We start from the raw sequence: 19404 nt of genomic DNA, 5'->3' as shown, positions 1-19404 counted from the left end.
CCCGTGGGGACAACCCCCGGGAGAACGCCGGGCATATCATGACCAAAGGCACTCGATCTTCGCGCGGACAGTTCCTGCTCGACCGCGGCGCATCTATGCCCCTGATCCTGCCGGCGGCGCTGCTCGTCCTCGTCTTCCTCGTGGGGCCTTTTTATTACATGGTCTACACGGCCATGACCGACCTGAGTTTCGCCAATCCGGACCAGAAGGGCGTATTCATCGGCTTCGACAATTTTCGCAGGCTTGTGCGTGAGGATGCAATCTTCTGGGGCTCCTTCTGGCGTACCATCCGCTTCGTCCTGGTCGCGGTGTCGATCGAGTTCCTGCTCGGCTTCGTGCTGGCATGGCTGATCTGGCGCTACATCGAGCGGCAGCGCCTGCTGACGACGCTGCTGCTGGTGCCGATGATGCTAGCTCCTGTCGCTGTCGGGCTGATCTGGCGCCTGCTGCTGCAGGGCGACTTCGGCATGGCGACGCATTATCTGCGGGCCGTTGGCCTGCTGTCGCAATCCAGCGCCGTCTTCTCGTCGCCCGGCCTCGTCATGCCCACCATCATCGCCATCGACGTCTGGCAGTGGACGCCTTTCGTGACGCTGATCATCCTAGCCGGGCTGATGAGCTTGCCGCGCTCGCCCTTCGAGGCAGCGACAATGGACGGTGCCGGGCCGTGGCGGCAGTTCACCGACATCCTATTGCCGCTGATGCGCCCGATCATCGCGTTGGTGCTTCTGCTGCGCGGCATCGATGCCTTCAAAGAGTTCGACAAGGTCTTCATCATGACCGGCGGCGGCCCCGGTACCGTTTCGGAACTGCTCTCGATCTACGCCTACCGCGTCAACTTCAAGACCTGGAACCTCGGCTACGGCGCCGCGGTCTCGTTCATGGTCTACCTGGTCGTGCTGATCATGTGCTCGGTCTTTTACAAGGCCGTGTACTGGAAGTCGGCGGACCAAGAGGCTCGGCCATGAGCAAATCCTGGAAGATCCTCGCGATCGGAATCCTCGCCTGCGTACTGGTGCTTGCGCTCACGCCGTACGTCTGGATCTTGCTGACGTCCTTCAAGGGCCGCCTCGATATCCTCTCGACGCAGCCGACCTGGTTCTTCATGCCGACCTTCGCCAATTATCCGGCGGTTTTCATCGATAAGGAATATCTCCCCCTCGTCTTCAATTCGCTGGTCATCTCTCTGGGATCGACTGCGCTGTCGATCCTGATCGGCGCGCCGGCCGCCTATGTGTTCGCGCGCACGGATTTCGCCGGCAAGGAAGACCTGTTTTTCTTCTTCCTGACGACGCGCATGGCGCCGCCGATCGCGATCGCGGTGCCGCTCTTCCTGTTCTTCACGACAATCGGCCTGACCGACACGATCTACGCCGTGGTGATTGCCCATACGAGCTTCAATCTGTCGCTGGTCGTCTGGATGATGCGCGGCTTCTTCGCCGAGATACCGAAGGAGATCGACGAGGCGGCGATGATGGACGGGCGCTCGAAGCTCGGAGCATTCGTGCGCGTCATCGCGCCGCTGGCCGCGCCCGGACTCGCGGCAACGGCGGTGCTCTGCTTCATCATGTCGTGGAACGAGTTCCTCTACGCCTTCATCCTCGTGGCGTTCGAGGGGCGGCCGCTGACGGTCGGCATTCCCGGCCTGATCACGCCACACGGCACCCTGTGGGGGCAGGTCGCCGCGGTGGCAGTGGTCGCCACCCTGCCGATCATCGTCTTCACATTTCTCGTCCAGAGGCACCTCGTGCGCGGCCTGACCTTCGGCGCGGTGAAGGGCTAAGGACCAGCGGATCATCCAATGGCAGTCTCGTTCAAGGAAGTGACGAAGCGGTTTGCGGACGGCACCGTCGCGCTCGATCGGCTCGATCTCGACTTCGATCTCGGCGAATTCATCGTGCTGCTTGGGCCCTCGGGCTCTGGCAAAACAACTGCGTGCCGCCTGCTCGCCGGGCTGGAGCAGCCGTCGAGCGGCCGCATCGAGATCGAAGGTAGGGACGTGACCAACGTGCCGCCGCGCTTCCGCGGCATCGGCATGGTGTTCCAGAACTACGCACTCTACAGCCACAAGACCGTCTTCGAGAACATCGCCTATCCCCTGCGTATCCGCAAAGTGGCCGCCGCGGAAATCGAGCGTTCGGTGAAGGACATGGCCGAGCTTCTGCGCATCGCCCACTATCTGCAGCGCAAGCCGGCGCAGCTCTCCGGCGGCCAGGCGCAACGTGTCGCCGTAGCGCGCGCGCTGGTCTGGCAACCGGCGATCTGCCTCATGGACGAACCGCTTTCCAACTTGGACGCGCTGCTGCGCCTGCATATGCGCACCGAGCTCAACCGCCTGCATCGCAAGCTCGACAAAACCTTCGTCTTCGTCACGCACGACCAGGAGGAGGCGATGACGCTGGCGACGCGCATCGCCGTGCTGAAGGAGGGCCGGCTGGTGCAGTTCGACGAGCCGAAGACGATCTACCGCCGGCCCGCCAACCGCTTCGTCGCCGAGTTCATGGGCCGCCCGGCGATGAACACGATCGGCGGAGTGGTCAAAGGCGGCATATTCAAGGCTGGCGCGGTGGCTTGCGCGGTCGATCGCCCCGACGGGCCGGTCACGCTCGGCATCCGGCCGGAGCAGATCGAATTCATGGCGTCGAATGCACCGGCAGCCATGACGCTCACCGTGGACGTGAAAGAAGCGATCGAACCCGACACGCTGCTGGTCTTCCAAAACGCGGGCGGGCAGGCAATCACGCTGCGGACGCAGACGAATTGCGATGCGATCGAGCCGGGACAGCCGGTGAGCGTCTCCTTCCCGAAGCAGGCGCTGCACTATTTCGACGCCGCCACGGGAAAGAGGGTCGAGTGACCGCCGCCAGCTTTGTCCCGCTCATCCTGACAGCGATCGTCTGGCTCGGCTTCTGGCGCGTCAACCGCATGAAGCGCTGGTTCACGATCGGCGAGGTGATCTTTTGGGACGTGATCGTGCTCATCCTCATCCAGCTTGTGTGGCTGCGATGGTTCTGAGCGCTCGACATATGGGAGGGACGCAATGACTTCGCCCCCGCGCTGGCGCCGCTTCGACGAATGGGACACGCGGCCGCTGCGGCACGACCGCTTTGCCGCGGAGGATCCGGAAGCGGGCTTTGCCACCTTTCACAGCCCGTGGGACCCCGCGCCGTCGGCGCGAGTCGAGAACGGACGCGTGGTCGAGATCGACGGTAAGCCGGAAGCCGACTTCGACATCCTCGATTCCTTCATCGCCGCACATCATCTCGATCTCGACGTAATCGACGAGGCGATGGCGATCGATTCGGGCGAAGTCGCCCGCATGCTGGTCGACATCAACGTGCCGCGCGAAAGGCTCGAGCGGCTGGCTCGCGGCATGACGCCGGCGAAGCTGGCTTCCGTCGTGTCGCACTTGTCGTCACTGGAGATCACCTTCGCCTATTCCAAAATGCGGCAGCGCCGCACGCCGGGAAACCAGGCGCACGTCACCAACGCTAAGGATGATCCTCTGCAGCTTGCAGCAGACGCCGCCGTTGCCGTGGCGCTCGGCTTCGACGAGATCGAGACGACGATGCGCGTTGCGTCGAACTCCTGGGCCAACGCCGTCGCCTGCGCGGTCGGCGCGTCGGTTGGGCGTGGCGGCGTGCTGTTCCAGTGCTCGATCGAGGAAGCGGAAGAGCTGCGCATCGGCATGGCTGGCTTCACTTCCTATGCCGAGACGGTATCGGTTTATGGCACGGAAGCTGCGTTCGTCGATGGCGACGACACACCCTGGTCCAAGGCTTTCCTCACCGCCGCCTACGCCTCGCGCGGCATCAAGGCACGCTGCACGTCTGGCGCATCCTCCGAGCTGCTGATGGGGTTTCACGAACATCAGTCCGTTCTCTACCTGGAAGCCCGTTGCCTCTGCCTGCAGCGCGCCATGGGCGTACAGGGAACGCAGAACGGCGGCATCGACGGCGCGCCGTTGACCGTCTCGATGGCGGGGGGCATGCGCGAGCTCATGGCCGAAAACCTCATCGCCGTCTGGCTCGGCCTTGAATGCGCCTCCGGCAACGACACCCGCGTCAGCGAGTCCGAGATCCGGGTTGGCGCCAAGATCACGCCCTTCCTCATGGCCGGCTCCGACCTGTTGTGTTCCGGCATGGGATCGATCCGCAAATACGACAATTCGTTCAACCCATCCCTGTTCAACGGCGAGGACGTCGAGGACTTCCTCGCTCTGCAGCGTGACCTCGAGGCGGATGGTGGGCTGACACCCATAGAGGAGAGCAATATCCGCGAGCTCCGCATGCAAGGGATCAAGGCGCTGGCCGCCGTCTTCCAGGAGCTTGGCCTCGCCGAAGTGCCGGAAGCCTGGATGCTCTCCGTTGCCGCCGCCTCGGGCTCGCTCGATACCGAAACCTTCTCGACCGGCGATGTCACGCGCATCAGCGAAGCGATTCGCGATCGCGGACTAACAGCGGTGGATGTGGTGCGGGCGCTGCACAAACGGGGCTTCGGGCGCGAGGCCGAGAACCTATTGCTGATGCTTCGCCAGCGCATCTCCGGCGACTATCTGCAGACGTCGGCCATCCTGCGCGACGGCAAGGTCATCAGCGCGCTCAACGATCCCAACGACTACCGGGGACCGGGCAGCGGATATCGGATGTCCGAAGCTAGATGGGAAGCGGTCCGAGGCGTGCGCGACGTTCAGACACGCGAGAAGGTGCTGGAGAGCGAGCGTCGCGTCGACCCGACCTCGGAGCCATGGCTGATTCCAGGCGGCGAGGCCGGCAAAGGCACGGATCCGCGCGAGGTGGTGATTGGCCTCAGCCCCGCATTCGGCAACGAGCTCACGCAAACGACCGCCGGCCACGACTTGATCGACGTGGTGCTGGCCCTGACCGATGGTGTGAGCGAGGGCGGCGGCGTGCCGCGCCTCGTTCGCATCCGACATACCGCCGACACGTCCTTCCTCGGCCTCACCGCGGCGCGCCTCTCCGGCTCGGGTTATGCCATCGGCATCCAGGCCAAGGGCACCGCAGTCATCCACCGCGCCGACCGGCTGCCGCACATGAACATCGAACTGTTTTCGAATGCACCGATCACGACGCTCGACCACTACCGCGCAATGGGCCGCAACGCCGCGCTCCACGCGCTGGGGCTCGTGCCGGAACCCGTCATCGTGCCGACCGAAGGTCAGGCGCTCGGCGCCCGCTACCATGTGCGCGTCGCCATGCTCTACGCGATAGAGATTGGGCTGGTAGTGCCGGATGCCCCTCCGCTCGATGTCACGTTTGCAATCGGACAAGGAGGGTTTCGACCGTGACATCCCCTCTCGACCTCTATCCCATCTCCGAGAATGCGCCCGATCAGGCGGTGTCGGCGTCAGGCATGCCGCTTGCCGACTTGACGCTCGACGCAGTGACTTCGGAACGGATCGGTGCCGAAGACATCCGGATTTCGGCCGGCGTGCTCAGACTTCAGGCATCGATCGCCCGCGATGCGGGCCGCGACCGGCTTGCGCTCAATCTCGAACGCGCCGCCGACCTCGTCTCCGTCCCGCAAGACCTCATCCTGGACACCTATGAAATGTTGCGGCCGGGCCGGATTCCCGAAGCCCAACTGCTGAAAGAGCGCGCCGAGCTGCTGCGTCGCGAATACGGCGCCCACGCCATCGCGGCGCTGATCGACGAAGCGGTCGCCGTTTACGAGCGCCGCAATCTGTTTCGCCGCCGGTACTAGGGGAGAACCAAATGATACTTCAGGGGCGGACCGCCATCGTCACCGGTGCCGGCTCCGGCATCGGCCGGGCCGGATCGGAAGCCATGGCGCGCGAGGGCGCGACGGTCATCGTCACCGACCGCGATCTCGATGCCGCGCGCGGCACGGTCGACTCCATCGCCGCCGCCGGCGGGCGCGGCGAGGCAATCCGTGTCGACGTCACCGACGATGCAGCCGTCGTCGGCGTCATCCAGGACGTGGCCGAGCGATATGGGCGCATCGACATCTTGCACAATCATGCCGGTGTGCAGGTCGCGGGCAGCGTCGAGGAGATCGACGGCGGCGGTTTCGATCGCTCTTGGGCGGTCAACGTGCATGCCCAGTTCGTCGCCTGCCAAGCAGTCCTACCGGTCATGAAGAGACAGCGCGGCGGCGTCATCCTCAACACGTCGTCGAACTCCGGCGTCTTCCTCGACAGAGCGATGACCGCATACATCACCAGCAAGGCCGCATCGATCACCATGACCCGCCAGATCGCACTGGATGTCGCGCGCTACGGCATCCGCATCAATTCGCTCTGCCCCGGCTGGGTCGATACGCCGTTCAACGATCCCTACACGGACCAACTCGGCGGCCGCAAAGCGCTGGAGCACGCGATCGCCAACATCGTCCCGATGGGCCGCTTTGCAACGACCGACGAGATCGCCGAGGTCATTCTGTTCATGGTGTCCGACAAGTCGTCCTACATGACCGGCCATGCACTGGTCGCTGACGGAGGCGAGTCACTCGCGGGTGGGACGAATTCGGGCCAATCTATCATCCGTTGAGCCTATGCAGCGCGTTTTTCGTTGTTCGAACTTGACGTCTGCTTCACACATCAATTTGGCGGAACGCTGACAGTGCGCAATCGGCCCCGTTCGGTCATAGCGCTCGCGAACCGGAACAGGGCGACGCAGTGCCGCGATCTGCGCTGCACGTAGGCCTATCCGAAAAGCAAGAGCCAATCTGGCTGCCTCGGCATTGGGTACCGCGATTGGGAATTCGATCACATTTCCTTCATCTGGGCCGCGACCCTCGCCGTTGGTAGGCTCATTCTCGACGGCAGAAATCCAGGATCGCTTGCACCTCTCCATTTTGGGGATCTGCTACGAACAGTAGATGTCGTGCATTTATGGGAACCGCTCTTGAAGCCGTGACAGTAGGCGGGGTTCCCCTCGGCATTTTCTTCGGCTTTATTTTCTACGGGCTACGCTCTGGGCAACAACTACTTTCCATAAGCGTCGACGCCTTAGGCTCGCCGAAAGTACCCGCGCGATTCGCCCGCACATCGTTGAAGGTCGACCCGTACCCTTAGAACCGAACCAAGTTCGCCTAGACAAGGTTGCCCGACTAACGTCGCGGCAAACAAAACATCACAAGGACCAGGCAAGCGAAGACACGCCGCTATTGGTTGTTGATGGCGCTATCCGGGTTGGGTGGGAACGCCGCATGGGTCCTCTCGCCGCGCAAAAGCTGCTCGGCATAGATCAGCTGCAGGTCGTCGTTCGAATCCGGCGGCACATAGGCCGCGGAACCCAAGCCCTCCTCGTTTTCTTCGGCGCCCTTGATATGGCCTTTGAAGGTGGACCCACCACGCGACACATCTCGACCCCGCAACTTTTCCGGCAGCGGCTGCTCGACCCTTATGTCGGGCGTGATGCCCTTGGCCTGGATCGATTTGCCAGCCGGCGTGTAGTAGAGCTCCGTCGTCAGGCGCAACGCGCCACCGTCGCCAAGCGGAATAATCGTCTGCACCGAACCCTTGCCGAATGCGTGCCGAGCACCGTCGCCCGGCGATGATCCTGCAAGGCCGCAGCCACGATTTCCGAGGCGCTGGCTGAGCCGCCATTGACGAGCACGATCAGCGACTTGCCGCCGATCAGGTCCCCAAAGCGCGAGTTGAAGCGAGTGATGTGCTTGGGGGCCTAGCCCCGCGTCGAGTTAGCCATGACTGTGAACAATGTCGAATATGGGCTTTGCAACGTGCTGTAGGTGGGTTGGTACCTGCCGGCTTTCAGGTCGCATCGTTTGTGGTCCTTCGTCCGGCATTTTGAATGGACAGCACGATGTCGTCCTCGCGCATGCGGCGCATGAGTTCGTGACGCAAAATGGTCTAAAGCCTCTCAGGTCGGCCGATGCTGTCGTCGATCAGCTCCCGGATCTGCTTTCGGCGATGTCGGACCATCATGCGCATCGCCGCCAGAGCGCTTTCGATTGGGCCGCTGCCGAGACGATAAGCCGGTCGGCCATGATCAAGGTGGGATACCGAAACAGCAAGTCTTGCAGCCAATGTTCGTCATAAGCATGCTGCGGCAGAGCATTCGAACCTGGCGCTTGGCCTGAGACAGGCGATGGGTTTCGTATTAGAGATCAGCGGTCCAGTGATTCGGTAACTGTCGAATTGAAGTCAGAAAATAATAAAGCACTCATTTGAAGATCTCCATCTTAACATTTCGTCATGAAGGTGGAAGTCATAATTGAAGCATTCCGAAATATCGTTTCGAAAACACCCCGATAAGTTCATGACAATTTATAGATGGACTTGCGCTCGTTGTGTTGGAGCAGTCAACTCGAATTGTCGGCGTCAATTTCTTCCGGCGAGCGAATTGGCTGCTAAGAGCTGTTTCGAAAGTCGCTCCGGCGAGTCATATGGTGGTGGTTTCGAGAGCCGGAGCGCAGCGGACATTTGGGTCCGTTAGCACCGGAAGCGCAGAAAACGCCATCATGGTCGTCGGAGCAGAATTTACAAACAGGCTCTTAGCCAAGCACACTGCGTCCAAGGAGCCGCGCCCCAAGCAGCATTGGCCCCGTCATGCCGCCCAGCCGCAGGCCGGCCGTGAAGGTGGTGATCTTCCAATGGCCGTGAGGAACGGCCGCCCGGCATCGTTCGCCGCTCAGGCTGCGTCCACGCATCCGCGCCATCTTTGTGGATGCCGCGGTCTCATCGATGAAGATCAGCCTGTCGGGGTCGAGAGAGGGCAACCTGCAGCCAGTGCTCGACCATTTCCGCACAGGCTTCAGGGGGCACCCAGCTTACATGTGCGTCAGTTTAGGAGCCCAACGCCAACTTCCGAGAGATGGCTGATGATCGGGCGTGGCGAGGAACAGTGTGTTCTTCAAAGAGTTTCGATGTCTCTGGTCATCATAGGTGACGTCGAGATCTCCGCGCTACCGGCGGACATGGCGCCGACCACCAGGCCGTTGACTTAGTGCTCGATGTGCAAGGCTGGGAACGGCTCAAGCAGGGCCTCAAACGGGCGGGTCTTGATGCCAAAGCTTCGGCTTTCCGCCCGGCCGATGGCCATATCCGGGATTCGAGCCTCTGACCGAGGAAGACGCTGCCATCTTCTTCGACCGCGACACTCAGGTTCTTCGCGCTCTGGACCGGCTGCGGCTGATGCGCGATGCCGGCGCAGAGCGGGCGCTCGTGGTTCTGGGCGCTTCAGGAGCCGGCAAGTCGTCGTTCCTGCGAGCGGGGTTGTGGCCGCGCCTACGCCGGATGACTTCGTTTCGATCAGCAAGTTGTCGAGCAGGAAATCGGCCGGATAGCGATCGTTGGCGAGAATCCGCCGACCTTTGCGGCTGCAAGGACCACGGCGTGGGGCCTGGTTTCTGTCATCCAGCGATGCACAGCGTCCTGATCTCGAAGGTCGAGAACGTCGCGCGGAACCATTAGGACTCGCAGTTTTCCTCCTCCAATCGCCGCGCCACAGCCGAGCCGACCATGCCCGGTGGCCAGTCACGAATATCCGTTTTGCGTCGACCCGATAAGTGTAGTCCATGAGGGCTGGCCCTCTCTAGACGCTACTGTCCATGTGCCAGCTCTCTCGCTCCAGACGTTTCAGATCGGCGGCCACCATTTCCGCCACGAGGTCGCTGAACGTCGTCTTAGGCGACCAGCCGAGCTTTGAGCGGGCTTTCGCCGGATTTCCCATCAGGAGATCGACGTCCGTCGGACGGAAATGGCGTGGGTCGACTCGGACGAGGATCTCTCCTGTCTTGCTATCCCGGCCGATCTCGTCCACCCCCTTACCTTCCCAGATGATGACGCGGCCGACTGCCCGAAAGGCACGTTCCACGAACTCGCGCACCGAATGGGTTTCGCCCGTAGCGAGGACGAAGTCGTCAGGCTCCGCGTGCAGAAGAATCCGCCACATGCCCTCCACATAGTCGCGAGCATGCCCCCAGTCGCGTTTCGCGTCCAGATTTCCAAGATAGAGGGTGGACTGAAAGCCTCGCTCGATACCTGCAACCGCACGTGTGATCTTGCGGGTCACAAACGTCTCGCCGCGCGTGGGGCCTTCATGATTAAACAGTATGCCATTGGAAGCGAACATTCCGTACGCTTCACGGTAAGTGATCGTGATCCAATAGGCATAGAGTTTGGCCGCCGCATAGGGAGAGCGCGGGTAGAACGGCGTCTTCTCCGTCTGGGGCACCTCCTGGACTTTGCCGAACAGCTCGGAGGTTGACGCTTGATAAAAGCGCACCCGCTCTTCCATCTTCAGGATGCGTATGGCTTCAAGCAGCCTGAGTGTGCCAAGGGCATCGGCGTTGCCGGTATATTCCGGCGTCTCGAAGCTTACCTGGACATGGCTTTGAGCCGCAAGATTGTAGATTTCGGTAGGGCGCGTCTGCTGAATGATACGAATGAGATTGGTCGCATCGGTCAGGTCGGCGTAGTGGAGAAAGAAGCGTGCGTCCGGTTCGTGCGGATCGACGTAGATGTCGTCGATGCGTTCGGTATTGAAGGAGGAGGATCTGCGTTTCAGTCCGTGGACAGTATAGCCTTTCTCCAGCAGCAGTCTGGCAAGATAGGCACCGTCCTGACCAGTCACACCAGTTATGAGCGCAATGCGATCTGTCATCGTGTCCCATCCAATCGTTGAGGGCTGTGGTGGCGCCGTCGACCGACGGTCCGCCCCACACTCCTCAAATGAAAGGCGAAAGCGCTTTGTTCGACTAGAGTGTCATTGTGGGAGGCACACCAGCAAACGGAGGTAATCCCATCGCTCAATGCCCGTCACAGCTACTTCCCGTCTCCGCGAGCTGCTTGCCGCCCATGCTGCCGTCGGCAATGCCGAACATGTGGATCGTCTGACCAGTGCGGCGCGGGCCATGCCGGCTGAAATGTTCGCGTCCAGCCTGCATCTCGGGTCACCTGGCAAGCGTGGCGTCGGGGCGCTTGATGCCGACGATCCCCGCCACCGAGGGCGGGTTGTCGAAAGTTCTCGTAAGGCTTGTTATCGCGTCAGCAAAAATGACAATTCGTGGCCCGCAGGAGAAACATGGAACAGGGTGTACCCCTGGCCCTTTATCGCTTCTACTGTTCGGTAGGTTTGCTTCACCGGAGTGCGGTGCCACCAGTGGTGAAACTCGACGAGAATCTGTCTCGGTAAGACATCAGATCCAAGCACCTGTGGAAGGACGTCGTGCTCTGCCCCCTCAACGTCGAGTTTCAGCACATCGATAGTTGCCAGTCCGAGCATATCCAGGATAGTAGAGTAACACCTCACGTTGCAGATAATGCTCTTGCCTGTAACCATCTTCGTGGAAAAATTGCTTCGCGTATCATCTTCGGACACAGCAAACGTCTGCTCCCCGTCGAAATTAGATATTCCCAGCGGGTAGATCCGCACAGTGGGGGGTAATTCCTGAGCGGCAATCCAGTCAAGACTGGCCGGAGTCGGATCAAACCCAAAGACCTTTGCGCCGAATACTCTGCTGATTTCCTGATCAAATGAAATGTCGTCCCCTAAGCCAAAGGAAAGAACAATAGGGGAGGGAGTTCCTAGAAGAGGCTCGACCGCAACCACCCAACCTCCATATACGGAGCCGAGTTTTTGTGTAGGAACAGAGCATTCGGGCCGGAGAAGATGATCGAAGCCTAAGGCCGCTCTTACAACGCGCTTACAATACCGGAGCCAATCTGGATTGTACATCAATAGTGCCTTTGGCTTATTCGTAGTAGCTGTTCCGCTTGACTGCGCCGTCCTCACCATGTCCAAAATGGACAAGAGCGCCAGATGGGTTCAGTCTTGCCTAACGCGGAGGGGCTATCGCCCTGTGAATTTTACATCAATTCCCTCCCGCGAGCAGAGTGTCATTGTGGCAGGCACTCCAGCAAAAGGAGGTAATCCCCATCGCTCGGCGTTCGTAACAGATGCTGCGGGAGCGTGCCTTGGCGGCCAAGGCGAGACTACCCAGGCAAAGCGCGGCGGCATGCTTCAGGTAATGGAAGTCGGATAGCGTTCGCGCCATCGGTTCGGCCATCTCGAACCTCCTCGGGCTCGGTCTGCGCAACATCCCGCTATCTAAGTGGTTGTAAGAACCTCGCGCTGCGGTGACGCGGCAGAGCTGCCGAAGAAGACAAGATCCTGCGCCCGGCGCAGTCCGTCGCACAGCCGCCCTATCGGAAGCTCGATGTCGTCATAGCCGAGCACCTCGTCGCGCTTGACGTCGCGCAGCAGTCGGCAGCCCTCGGCGAGCCCGATCGGCACAAGCCGCTCGGCGTGCACCGTCGGCGCGTTCTCGCAGAGGCCATAGGTCATGTAATGTCCGAGTCCATCGAGGATCTCTCCGGCACTAAGGTCCCGCTTGGCGGCGGCCACAACGTCAACGGTCGGCGCGCCCAGGGGCGCAATCGCAGCATCGCGGAAGATCGCGGCCCTCGCCACCGTGAAGGGCACCTCGAAATGACACAGATGATAAGGCCAATAGAAACAGTAGAGCGGCCCGGGGCCCATCTTGTAGAGTGACAGATAATGTTTCTCGACGGCATTCTCTGTGGTGCCAAGAACGAAGACGCCGGGGTTGGGCATGGCGCCGACACAATAATCAACTATCCCCGGCCCCTCGAGGAGCTGATTGAGCGGATACCAGCCGACCGCCTCCTGGATCGGGGTCCCGGGCTCGACCACAGGCCCGTACATGCCGCGCTTGGCCACCAGCATGCCTGTGGCGTTGGCGACGATGGCGTTCTCGAATGAGATCTTCGTGCCGTCCGCGAAGGAGGTGACCATCGGGGCCTTCATCCCCCACTTCTTGGCAAATCCCTCCTGGGTCGTCGGATTTCGGTATGGATCGTGCAGGCCCTTGATGTTCCCGCAAAGCACGGGACGTATGCCCAGGCCCCTGACCCAACGGTAGAGGTTCATGATGACGCCCGGCTGATCCCCCTCCACATTGGTGAGGACCACGCCTGCCTGGTCGGCATACACTTTCAGGATTGGGCCGATCGTGCCGTCGAGTTCGGCATTCATCAGGGCGACATGCTTGCCGTGCCGGATCGCGCACATTGTGACTTGGGCAGCGAACTCGATCGCGCCTGTCGCCTCGACGACGATGTCGATGCCTTCGGCCTCGCAAATGTGCATCGGGTCCGCCGTGATCGCGCGGCGGCCGCGGGCCACGAGATCCTCAAGCGCTTTGGTGCTGGTCGCCTCCGTCACATCGTCCGCGCCTGCAGCGGCATAGGCCTCTCGCGCCTTTTCCACGTGTCTGTTGGAAATGGCTACGAGTTCCATGCCCGGAACATATCGCAGCATCTGCATCGCGATGCCTCGGGCCATGAAACCGGCCCCCACCATACCCACGCGAATTGGACGCCCCTCAGCCTGGAGCAACTCCAACTCCCTGTCGACGATGAACATTTGCGTCTCCTCTGTAGCGCTCCGCAAGTTCGTCGCCGAGAAAGGTTATTCGGCGTAGTCTGGCCAAGTCCGGTCCTTATCTGAGATCACCGCCGGCTCATCCACTGGCCACTTCACGGCGAAAGCAGAATCGTTCCAACGAACACCGCGTTCGGCTGCCGGTGCATAGAATTCGGAGACGAGATACGTGGCCTCGGTGTGGTCCTCAATGGTGAGAAAGGCGTTCGCGCAGCCCTTCGGTATCACCAGCATCCGTTGGTTCGCCGCGGAAAGTTCCACAGTGAGGTGCTGCTTATAGGTGAATGACTCGGGCCGCAGGTCGATCAGCACGTCGTACAGGCTGCCCCGGATGCAGCGAAGCATCTTGTCCTCGCCATGGGGAGCCAGCTGGTAGTGGAAGCCGCGCAGTGTATGCTTGTGCCTGTTGTATGAAATATTCATCTGCACGACATGATCCGGAAGCCCCTGCTCGGCAAATTCCCGCGAACACCAGCCGCGTGCGAAAAAGCCCCGCTCGTCTTCGAATTTCTGCAGTTCCACCAGGGTGGCGCCGGGAATATCGGTCTTTGTGAAAAGCATCGTAGATCCATTGATCAAATGAGTGTAACGTCGGGTCGCACCTCCGACGCTCTCCTGATGGGTGCTCGCGCCGGCGATCCGCTTGTGCGATCGGGGACGGCATTAGACTTGCGCCGGATGCAAGAGCCGCGAGCCGTGGACTTCATAGCCGATAGGCACATAGGCTAGGTGTGAAAGTGCGCGTCTTACGCTTTCTCGGCGTTCCGGCTTGACCGCGAACATAAGGAACCCGCCGCCGCCGGCGCCGCACAGCTTGCCGCCTTCCGCACCTGCGTCCCTGGCGAGGTCGTAGTGGCCATTGATCGCCGCGTTACTCACGCGGGACGCCAAACTCCGCTTCATCTCCCACCCTGCGTGAAGGACGGCACCGAAGCGTTCTATGTCGATGATGGGCTCCGAAAAGATCTCCTGAAGCATGAAGGCATCGTCCCGCATCCGCCTGAGCGTATCGAGATTGCTTGACGTGTTCGCCTTCTGCTCTGCCAGCACGGAACTGGCCGGTCGCTGATGCGATGTCCAGAACATCATCAGGTTGCTGAAGAGATGTTCGACGGCGCCATTGCGCACCCGCTGCGGCTCGACCGTTACCGCGCCGCCAGGCTGGAAGCGGAACAGGTTCATGCCCCCGAACGCGGCGGCATACTGGTCCTGCTTGCCAATCGGCTCCTTGAGGATGTGCATCTCGATGTGACATGCCTCTTCGGCGAGTTGGCCAGGGGTGACACGTTCTCCCCGGAATGCATGCAGGGCGTTGAGCAGCCCCACCGTGAACGAGCTCGACCCCCCCATGCCCGTCGAGGCCGGCATGTCTCCGACCGTCGAGATGTAAATCGGCGGTTCGATCTCCAGGAAACGCAGGCATTCGCGGGCGATGTTGTTCTTGATCTCCCCAATCGTGTTTACCTGCTCTGTCTGTGAATAGTTCAAGCGGATAGGTTCATTAAAGATCTCGCTGTGACGCTTGACGGTGACATAGATGTATTTGTCCACTGCCGCGCTGAAGACCGCGCCGCAATCGAGATTGTAGAAATCGGGCAGGTCGGTACCGCCGCCAGCAAAACTGACGCGCAAAGGAGTGCGCGTCAGGACGAGAGACGGTAGACGCTGTGCAGCGCGGTCGATGATGGTCGGAAGATTCAGTCCTGAGCGGCGCCCCACGGCTTTGGTATCGTCTAGCTGTTCCATATTTTGCCCTCACGAAAATCAACGGAATGAAAATTAGGCAACACGCGGCTGTGCGGTTCGCCAGCGCAGCTGACCATCGAGCATCCCCGCCTTGAGCAAATGATCGAGCCAGCGCAGCCGCGTGAAGCGCTTGTCGGTAAAGTCTTCAAATCTAAGTGCGATCGAGCGGAACGCCTCGTAAAGCTCCTGCGCTCCCTTTCGCGCCGTCGACTGAAACTCGAAATCCGGGAAAGTCCGTGAGAACTTGCTGAAGTCCGCCTTGTAGGTCCTTTGGTCCGCGCCTGGCTTCGGTGTCATTGTGAGCTGCGCGCCGGGGACGGCCTCAACGGCGATCTCTGCTATCTCGCGCACCTGAAGATTGAGGCTTTCAACACCCATGTTGAACGCCTCATTGTGGACGTCCTGTAGCGGCGCCTCCAGCATCAATTTGAAATAACGCGCGACATCCTGGACATGAACCACGGGCCGCCATGGCGTGCCATCGCTATGGACTTCGACACGTCCAGTCGTGAAGGCGCTGCCCATGAAATTGTTCAGCACGGTGTCGAAGCGCATTCGCGGCGAGAGACCATAGACGGTGCCGTTGCGGCAATAGACGGGCGAGAACCGGTCGTCCGCCAGCGCGCGCAGCGCTTCTTCGGCAACAGCCTTCGATCTTGCGTACTCTGTTTGCGGCGCCAGCGGGGCGGTTTCGTCGACGACGGCGGCATTCGACATGCCATACATGATGCAGGAGGAGGAAAATAGGAACCGCCGGATGCCGGCCGCTTTGGCCATCGTGGCCAGACGAACTGTCCCTTGCGCATTGATCTGCCTCGTCCAATCCGCGTTGAGATTTCCGATCGGGTCGTTCGAGAGTGCCGCCAGATGGATCACTGCGTCAAAGCCCTGGAGATCCGGGGGTTCGATGGCGCGCAGATCCTTTGTGATCTCGGGCACACTGGTATTGTCGGCTCCCAGGGTGCACGCATGAAAATATCCCATGTCCAGCCCGACCACCTCATAGCCCGCCGTCTGCAACACGGGCACCATGACAGAACCGAGATATCCATTGTGTCCGGTGACGAGAACGCGTGTTGGTTCATTCATGTCTGCCCTGCTCCGCTTTCGAAAGGAGTTGACGGGTGAGGTCCAGAAGCGAGCATTGCTCGCTTACTTGCGCATATAGGCAGTCCGCGGCTTCGGCCGCTTGACGGTCACGATCGTCATCGCCGACAAAGAGTGTGCGTGTGAGGTCGAGATCAAAGTCGCGCTGTGCCTGATACAGCATGCCGGGTTTGGGCTTGCGGCAGTCGCAGCCGTCGTCCCAGCCGTGTGGGCAGTGGTAGATCTCCGCGATCTTGCCGCCGACGGCTTCGGACTCGGCGCACATGCGCTGGTGAAGCGCCTCGAGATCAGCGGCGGTCATCGCTCCGCGCGCTATCCCTGCCTGGTTCGAGATGACGACTATGCGGTAGCCGGCCTCGTTCAGAAGGGCCAACGCCTGCTTTGCACCCGGAACCCACTCCCACTGGTCCCATGAACAAACATATTGAGCCCGTGGCGGTCTGCAGTTGAGTACGCCGTCCCTATCTACGAGCATGGTTTTTTCGCGCCTCATAAAGCGCTCCGTCGCGGGTAGACGCTCGATCGAGCCCACGCTGTAATAGCGGTGGTCGCTCACGAAGCCGGCGAGGCGATGCTGCTTCGCGAGCGGCGTGTAGATGGCCTCCTCGAAGAGGGTGTCCTCGTGGGGCAGGAGTTCGAGGGCGAGATCGGTCAGTATGGCATAGCTGATCTCGACTCCCTGCAGCCCGGGCGTGGTGCGGAGCCGGTCGAAGACGGTCACATTGTCGTCCGCATCAAGGATCACGCTGCCGCGTGAAAAGCCGTCCTTGTTGCTGTAGACCGTGATCATTCCAGGCTTGCCGGCCGCACAGAAGCGTTGCCACAGCCGCTCCATGCGCATCGGCCAGTAATTGTCACAATACAGCAGCAGGAAGCAGGGATCTATGAGGTGACGGGCATTTGATACCCGGCTGCTGGTGAGGTCGTCGGGACGGGTGACGGCATATTCGATACTGAGGCCCAACCTGCTGCCGTCGCCGAAGTGGTCCATCACCACATGGGGCAAATACCCGAGTAGAAGAAGAACTCTTTCGAACCCCTCCTGCCGCAGCTGTTCGATCTGGTATTCCAAAAAAGGGCGGCCGAGCACCGGCACCATTGGTTTCGGGCGGTCGAGTGTGATCGGCCGCATGCGCGTGCCACGCCCGCCGGCCAGGATGACCGCCTGGCGCGGCCGGCTGTAGGTGCGGCCCTCGACATCTGCCTTTTGCAAGCAGGGAGAGCTCGGCAGGACAATATTCATTGACCGCGCTCCGGTCGGTCGGCGACGAGGTATCGCGTGATGGCATGACAGATCGCGGCGTGGGCGTCCTCGACGAGTTCGTAGGTGCCTTTTTCAGACCGCACCCATACTGACTGATCGACGAGCTCTTTAAGCGTGCCGCCGTCAAAACCGACAATGCCGATCGTGGCTACCTTCCTTTCGCGAGCGAGTTCGACTGCCCGCACGAGATTAAGCGAGTTCCCGCTGGCTGAAATCACTATGAGCACGTCACCCGGCTTGGCGAAGTTCTCCATCTGGCCAGCAAAGATACGCTCGTAGCCTTCGTCATTGCCGAGCGCCGTCATCCAGGAGACGTTGTCTGTCAGGCCCATGACCCGGATTGGCTGCCTTCCCGAGCGCTTCGTGGCCTTACCGAGGTCATTGACCCAGTGGGAGGCGGTCGCTGCGCTGCCGCCGTTGCCGGCGACGAAGACTGTGCCGCCCGCATCGCGTACGGCGCGCAGCATCTGTATCGCCTCCTGCACGGCATCCGTATCGATCTGCGCCAATGCGATGCACAGCGATGCCAGATAATCCTGCGTGAATTCTTTAGGCTGCAACCAGAGGGCATCATCCGCGAACATTTGCGACGTCCCACCACTCCCTGATATCGCGAGCTCTGTCATGCCACCCTCGACGGCTGCAATAGGTGAGCCATCATCACAGCGTGCGAGCACTTCGAGTTCAATTGCTATTCCGAACGGGAAGCTGGTGGGCGGCGCCCATCGGACGTACCTAAAAGGAATATCCCTTGTTCTCTCCGTTTGCGGCCGGCACGTCGGCAGGCGGCCATATCGGCGTCAAGATCGTCACGGTGTCACCCGACAACAATGCCGTAGGCAAACCCGCGGTAACGGGGCTTTACCTCCTGCTCAACGGCGCGACGGGCTGCGCATTTCATGCGCTCTTTCGGCACCACGGAGAGAACAAAGGATATTCCTTTTAGCTACCTCCGGTGAGCGCGCCGCCCGCCAGCTTCCCGTTCGGAATAGCAATTGAACTCGAAGTGCTCGCACGCTGTGATGATGGCTCATCTATTGCAGCAATCGAGGCTGTGGCATGACAGAGCTCGCGATTGATCAGGGACACGCGATCGATCAGGGACAATTGCGCGAGCAAGTGCTTGGGGTACCCGTGCACGCCCTGGGTTTGGCGCAGGCAGTCAACTGTGTCTTCGACTGGGCCCTACGGCGGGAGAGCCGAACGGTTTTCCTGTGCAATGTCCACAGTGTCGTCACCGCCCGCCGCAATCGCGCCCATGCTGAAGCGATGGATAGCGCCGACCTTGTCGCGCCGGATGGAGCGCCGGTGGCCTGGATGCTGAGGCGGCAGGGACACGCGGATCAGCCGCGCATCAGCGGACCGGACCTGATGTGGATTTGTTGCCGTAGGGCATCGGAACTTGGCACGGCAATGTTCCTGTACGGCGGCAGCCCGGGCACCCTCCAGCGTCTCGAAGGGTGCATTCGAACCGAGTTTGCCGCCATAAACATCGTGGGCTCTTACTCACCTCCGCGCCGCCCTCTGTCGGCCGAGGAAGATGAGGCAGTGGTCAGAATGATCAATCAGTCCGGTGCGAGGATCGTGTGGGTGGGCCTCGGATGTCCCAAGCAGGAAAGCTGGATGCAGGGGCATCGCGGCCGGATCAATGCGGTCATGTTGGGGGTAGGAGCAGCTTTCGATTTCCACGCCGGAGACGTCAAGCGGGCGCCGCAATGGATGCAGAAGAGCGGGCTGGAATGGCTGCACCGGCTCTTCCAGGATCCCCGCCGCCTGGCGAGCAGGTATCTCGTGACGAACAGCCTGTTCATCCTGGCTTTGCTGCAGGCGTTGCTGCTTCCCAGGCGCAGACTTCGTGACGGTTAGAGGGAGGCG

At 61.0% G+C, this 19404-nt stretch carries 19 protein-coding genes and 3 pseudogenes; 10 read left to right on the top strand and 12 right to left on the bottom strand.

Annotation, left to right across the window (positions count from 1 at the left end):
- The first annotated feature begins 38 nt into the window (after positions 1-38).
- Genes AC0L2R_RS23300 through AC0L2R_RS23270 form a run of 7 tightly spaced genes read left to right on the top strand, consistent with a single transcriptional unit; the run spans position 39 to position 6530 of the window.
- A complete protein-coding gene (locus tag AC0L2R_RS23300; protein WP_473511780.1) occupies positions 39-968 on the top strand; it encodes a carbohydrate ABC transporter permease in 930 nt (309 codons plus the stop codon).
- Positions 965-1783, top strand: coding sequence for a carbohydrate ABC transporter permease (locus tag AC0L2R_RS23295; RefSeq protein WP_473511778.1), 819 nt, complete (start codon positions 965-967; stop codon positions 1781-1783). Before AC0L2R_RS23300 ends, AC0L2R_RS23295 begins: the two co-directional genes overlap by 4 nt.
- A gap of 18 nt (positions 1784-1801) precedes the next feature.
- Entirely contained in the window at positions 1802-2857 is a 1056-nt protein-coding gene (locus tag AC0L2R_RS23290; RefSeq protein WP_473511776.1) for an ABC transporter ATP-binding protein, read from the top strand.
- Positions 2854-3015 carry a hypothetical protein gene (locus AC0L2R_RS23285; RefSeq protein ID WP_473511774.1) on the top strand — a complete coding sequence of 54 codons (162 nt, stop codon included), beginning with the start codon at positions 2854-2856 and terminating at the stop codon, positions 3013-3015. Before AC0L2R_RS23290 ends, AC0L2R_RS23285 begins: the two co-directional genes overlap by 4 nt.
- Before the next feature lie 25 nt (positions 3016-3040).
- A complete protein-coding gene (locus AC0L2R_RS23280) occupies positions 3041-5308 on the top strand; it encodes a propanediol/glycerol family dehydratase large subunit (RefSeq protein WP_473511773.1) in 2268 nt (755 codons plus the stop codon).
- Positions 5305-5724 (top strand): diol dehydratase small subunit, encoded by a 420-nt coding sequence (locus AC0L2R_RS23275; protein ID WP_473511772.1) that lies wholly within the window; start codon positions 5305-5307, stop codon positions 5722-5724. Before AC0L2R_RS23280 ends, AC0L2R_RS23275 begins: the two co-directional genes overlap by 4 nt.
- A gap of 11 nt (positions 5725-5735) precedes the next feature.
- Positions 5736-6530 carry an SDR family NAD(P)-dependent oxidoreductase gene (locus AC0L2R_RS23270; protein ID WP_473511770.1) on the top strand — a complete coding sequence of 265 codons (795 nt, stop codon included), beginning with the start codon at positions 5736-5738 and terminating at the stop codon, positions 6528-6530.
- Between the two features lie 616 nt (positions 6531-7146).
- Here the strand turns inward: AC0L2R_RS23270 and AC0L2R_RS23265 are convergent.
- Both AC0L2R_RS23265 and AC0L2R_RS23260 read right to left on the bottom strand, forming a co-directional pair.
- Positions 7147-7664, bottom strand: a pseudogene (locus tag AC0L2R_RS23265) (S41 family peptidase); the annotation flags it as partial.
- A gap of 853 nt (positions 7665-8517) precedes the next feature.
- A pseudogene (locus AC0L2R_RS23260) lies at positions 8518-8715 on the bottom strand (IS630 family transposase); the annotation flags it as partial.
- 349 nt (positions 8716-9064) lie between these two features.
- Between AC0L2R_RS23260 and AC0L2R_RS23255 the strand changes: the two are divergent.
- A complete protein-coding gene (locus AC0L2R_RS23255; RefSeq protein ID WP_473511878.1) occupies positions 9065-9418 on the top strand; it encodes an nSTAND1 domain-containing NTPase in 354 nt (117 codons plus the stop codon).
- A 121-nt stretch (positions 9419-9539) separates the two neighbouring features.
- Here AC0L2R_RS23255 and gmd read toward each other — a convergent pair whose 3' ends face one another.
- The 10 genes from gmd to AC0L2R_RS23205 all read right to left on the bottom strand — a co-directional run bounded on the left by gmd (position 9540) and on the right by AC0L2R_RS23205 (position 18113).
- Complete coding sequence (gene gmd, locus AC0L2R_RS23250) at positions 9540-10610, bottom strand: GDP-mannose 4,6-dehydratase (RefSeq protein WP_473511768.1); 1071 nt, start codon at positions 10608-10610, stop codon at positions 9540-9542.
- 145 nt (positions 10611-10755) lie between these two features.
- A complete protein-coding gene (locus AC0L2R_RS23245) occupies positions 10756-10893 on the bottom strand; it encodes a hypothetical protein (RefSeq protein ID WP_473511766.1) in 138 nt (45 codons plus the stop codon).
- Between the two features lie 92 nt (positions 10894-10985).
- Positions 10986-11558 carry an FkbM family methyltransferase gene (locus AC0L2R_RS23240; RefSeq protein WP_473511765.1) on the bottom strand — a complete coding sequence of 191 codons (573 nt, stop codon included), beginning with the start codon at positions 11556-11558 and terminating at the stop codon, positions 10986-10988.
- Between the two features lie 262 nt (positions 11559-11820).
- Positions 11821-12015 (bottom strand): hypothetical protein, encoded by a 195-nt coding sequence (locus AC0L2R_RS23235; RefSeq protein WP_473511763.1) that lies wholly within the window; start codon positions 12013-12015, stop codon positions 11821-11823.
- A 41-nt stretch (positions 12016-12056) separates the two neighbouring features.
- Positions 12057-13394 (bottom strand): NAD(P)H-dependent oxidoreductase, encoded by a 1338-nt coding sequence (locus AC0L2R_RS23230; RefSeq protein ID WP_473511761.1) that lies wholly within the window; start codon positions 13392-13394, stop codon positions 12057-12059.
- Positions 13395-13439: 45 nt separating this feature from the next.
- Positions 13440-13973, bottom strand: a complete 534-nt coding sequence (gene rfbC / locus AC0L2R_RS23225; protein ID WP_473511760.1) for a dTDP-4-dehydrorhamnose 3,5-epimerase — start codon at positions 13971-13973, stop codon at positions 13440-13442.
- 102 nt (positions 13974-14075) lie between these two features.
- Positions 14076-15158, bottom strand: coding sequence for a GHMP family kinase ATP-binding protein (locus AC0L2R_RS23220; RefSeq protein ID WP_473511758.1), 1083 nt, complete (start codon positions 15156-15158; stop codon positions 14076-14078).
- 33 nt (positions 15159-15191) lie between these two features.
- Positions 15192-16247, bottom strand: coding sequence for an NAD-dependent epimerase/dehydratase family protein (locus tag AC0L2R_RS23215; protein ID WP_473511756.1), 1056 nt, complete (start codon positions 16245-16247; stop codon positions 15192-15194).
- Complete coding sequence (locus AC0L2R_RS23210) at positions 16240-17508, bottom strand: HAD-IIIA family hydrolase (RefSeq protein ID WP_473511754.1); 1269 nt, start codon at positions 17506-17508, stop codon at positions 16240-16242. Before AC0L2R_RS23210 ends, AC0L2R_RS23215 begins: the two co-directional genes overlap by 8 nt.
- Positions 17505-18113 (bottom strand): SIS domain-containing protein, encoded by a 609-nt coding sequence (locus AC0L2R_RS23205; RefSeq protein ID WP_473511752.1) that lies wholly within the window; start codon positions 18111-18113, stop codon positions 17505-17507. Before AC0L2R_RS23205 ends, AC0L2R_RS23210 begins: the two co-directional genes overlap by 4 nt.
- Before the next feature lie 179 nt (positions 18114-18292).
- Here AC0L2R_RS23205 and AC0L2R_RS23200 point away from each other — a divergent pair.
- Positions 18293-18418, top strand: a pseudogene (locus tag AC0L2R_RS23200) (bifunctional Delta(1)-pyrroline-2-carboxylate/Delta(1)-piperideine-2-carboxylate reductase); the annotation flags it as partial.
- A 170-nt stretch (positions 18419-18588) separates the two neighbouring features.
- Positions 18589-19395, top strand: coding sequence for a WecB/TagA/CpsF family glycosyltransferase (locus AC0L2R_RS23195; protein WP_473511751.1), 807 nt, complete (start codon positions 18589-18591; stop codon positions 19393-19395).
- Positions 19396-19404 lie beyond the last annotated feature (9 nt).

It is taken from the genome of Mesorhizobium sp. WSM4820 (genome assembly GCF_055811075.1).
This window is presented reverse-complemented; position numbering and strand designations above follow the sequence as displayed.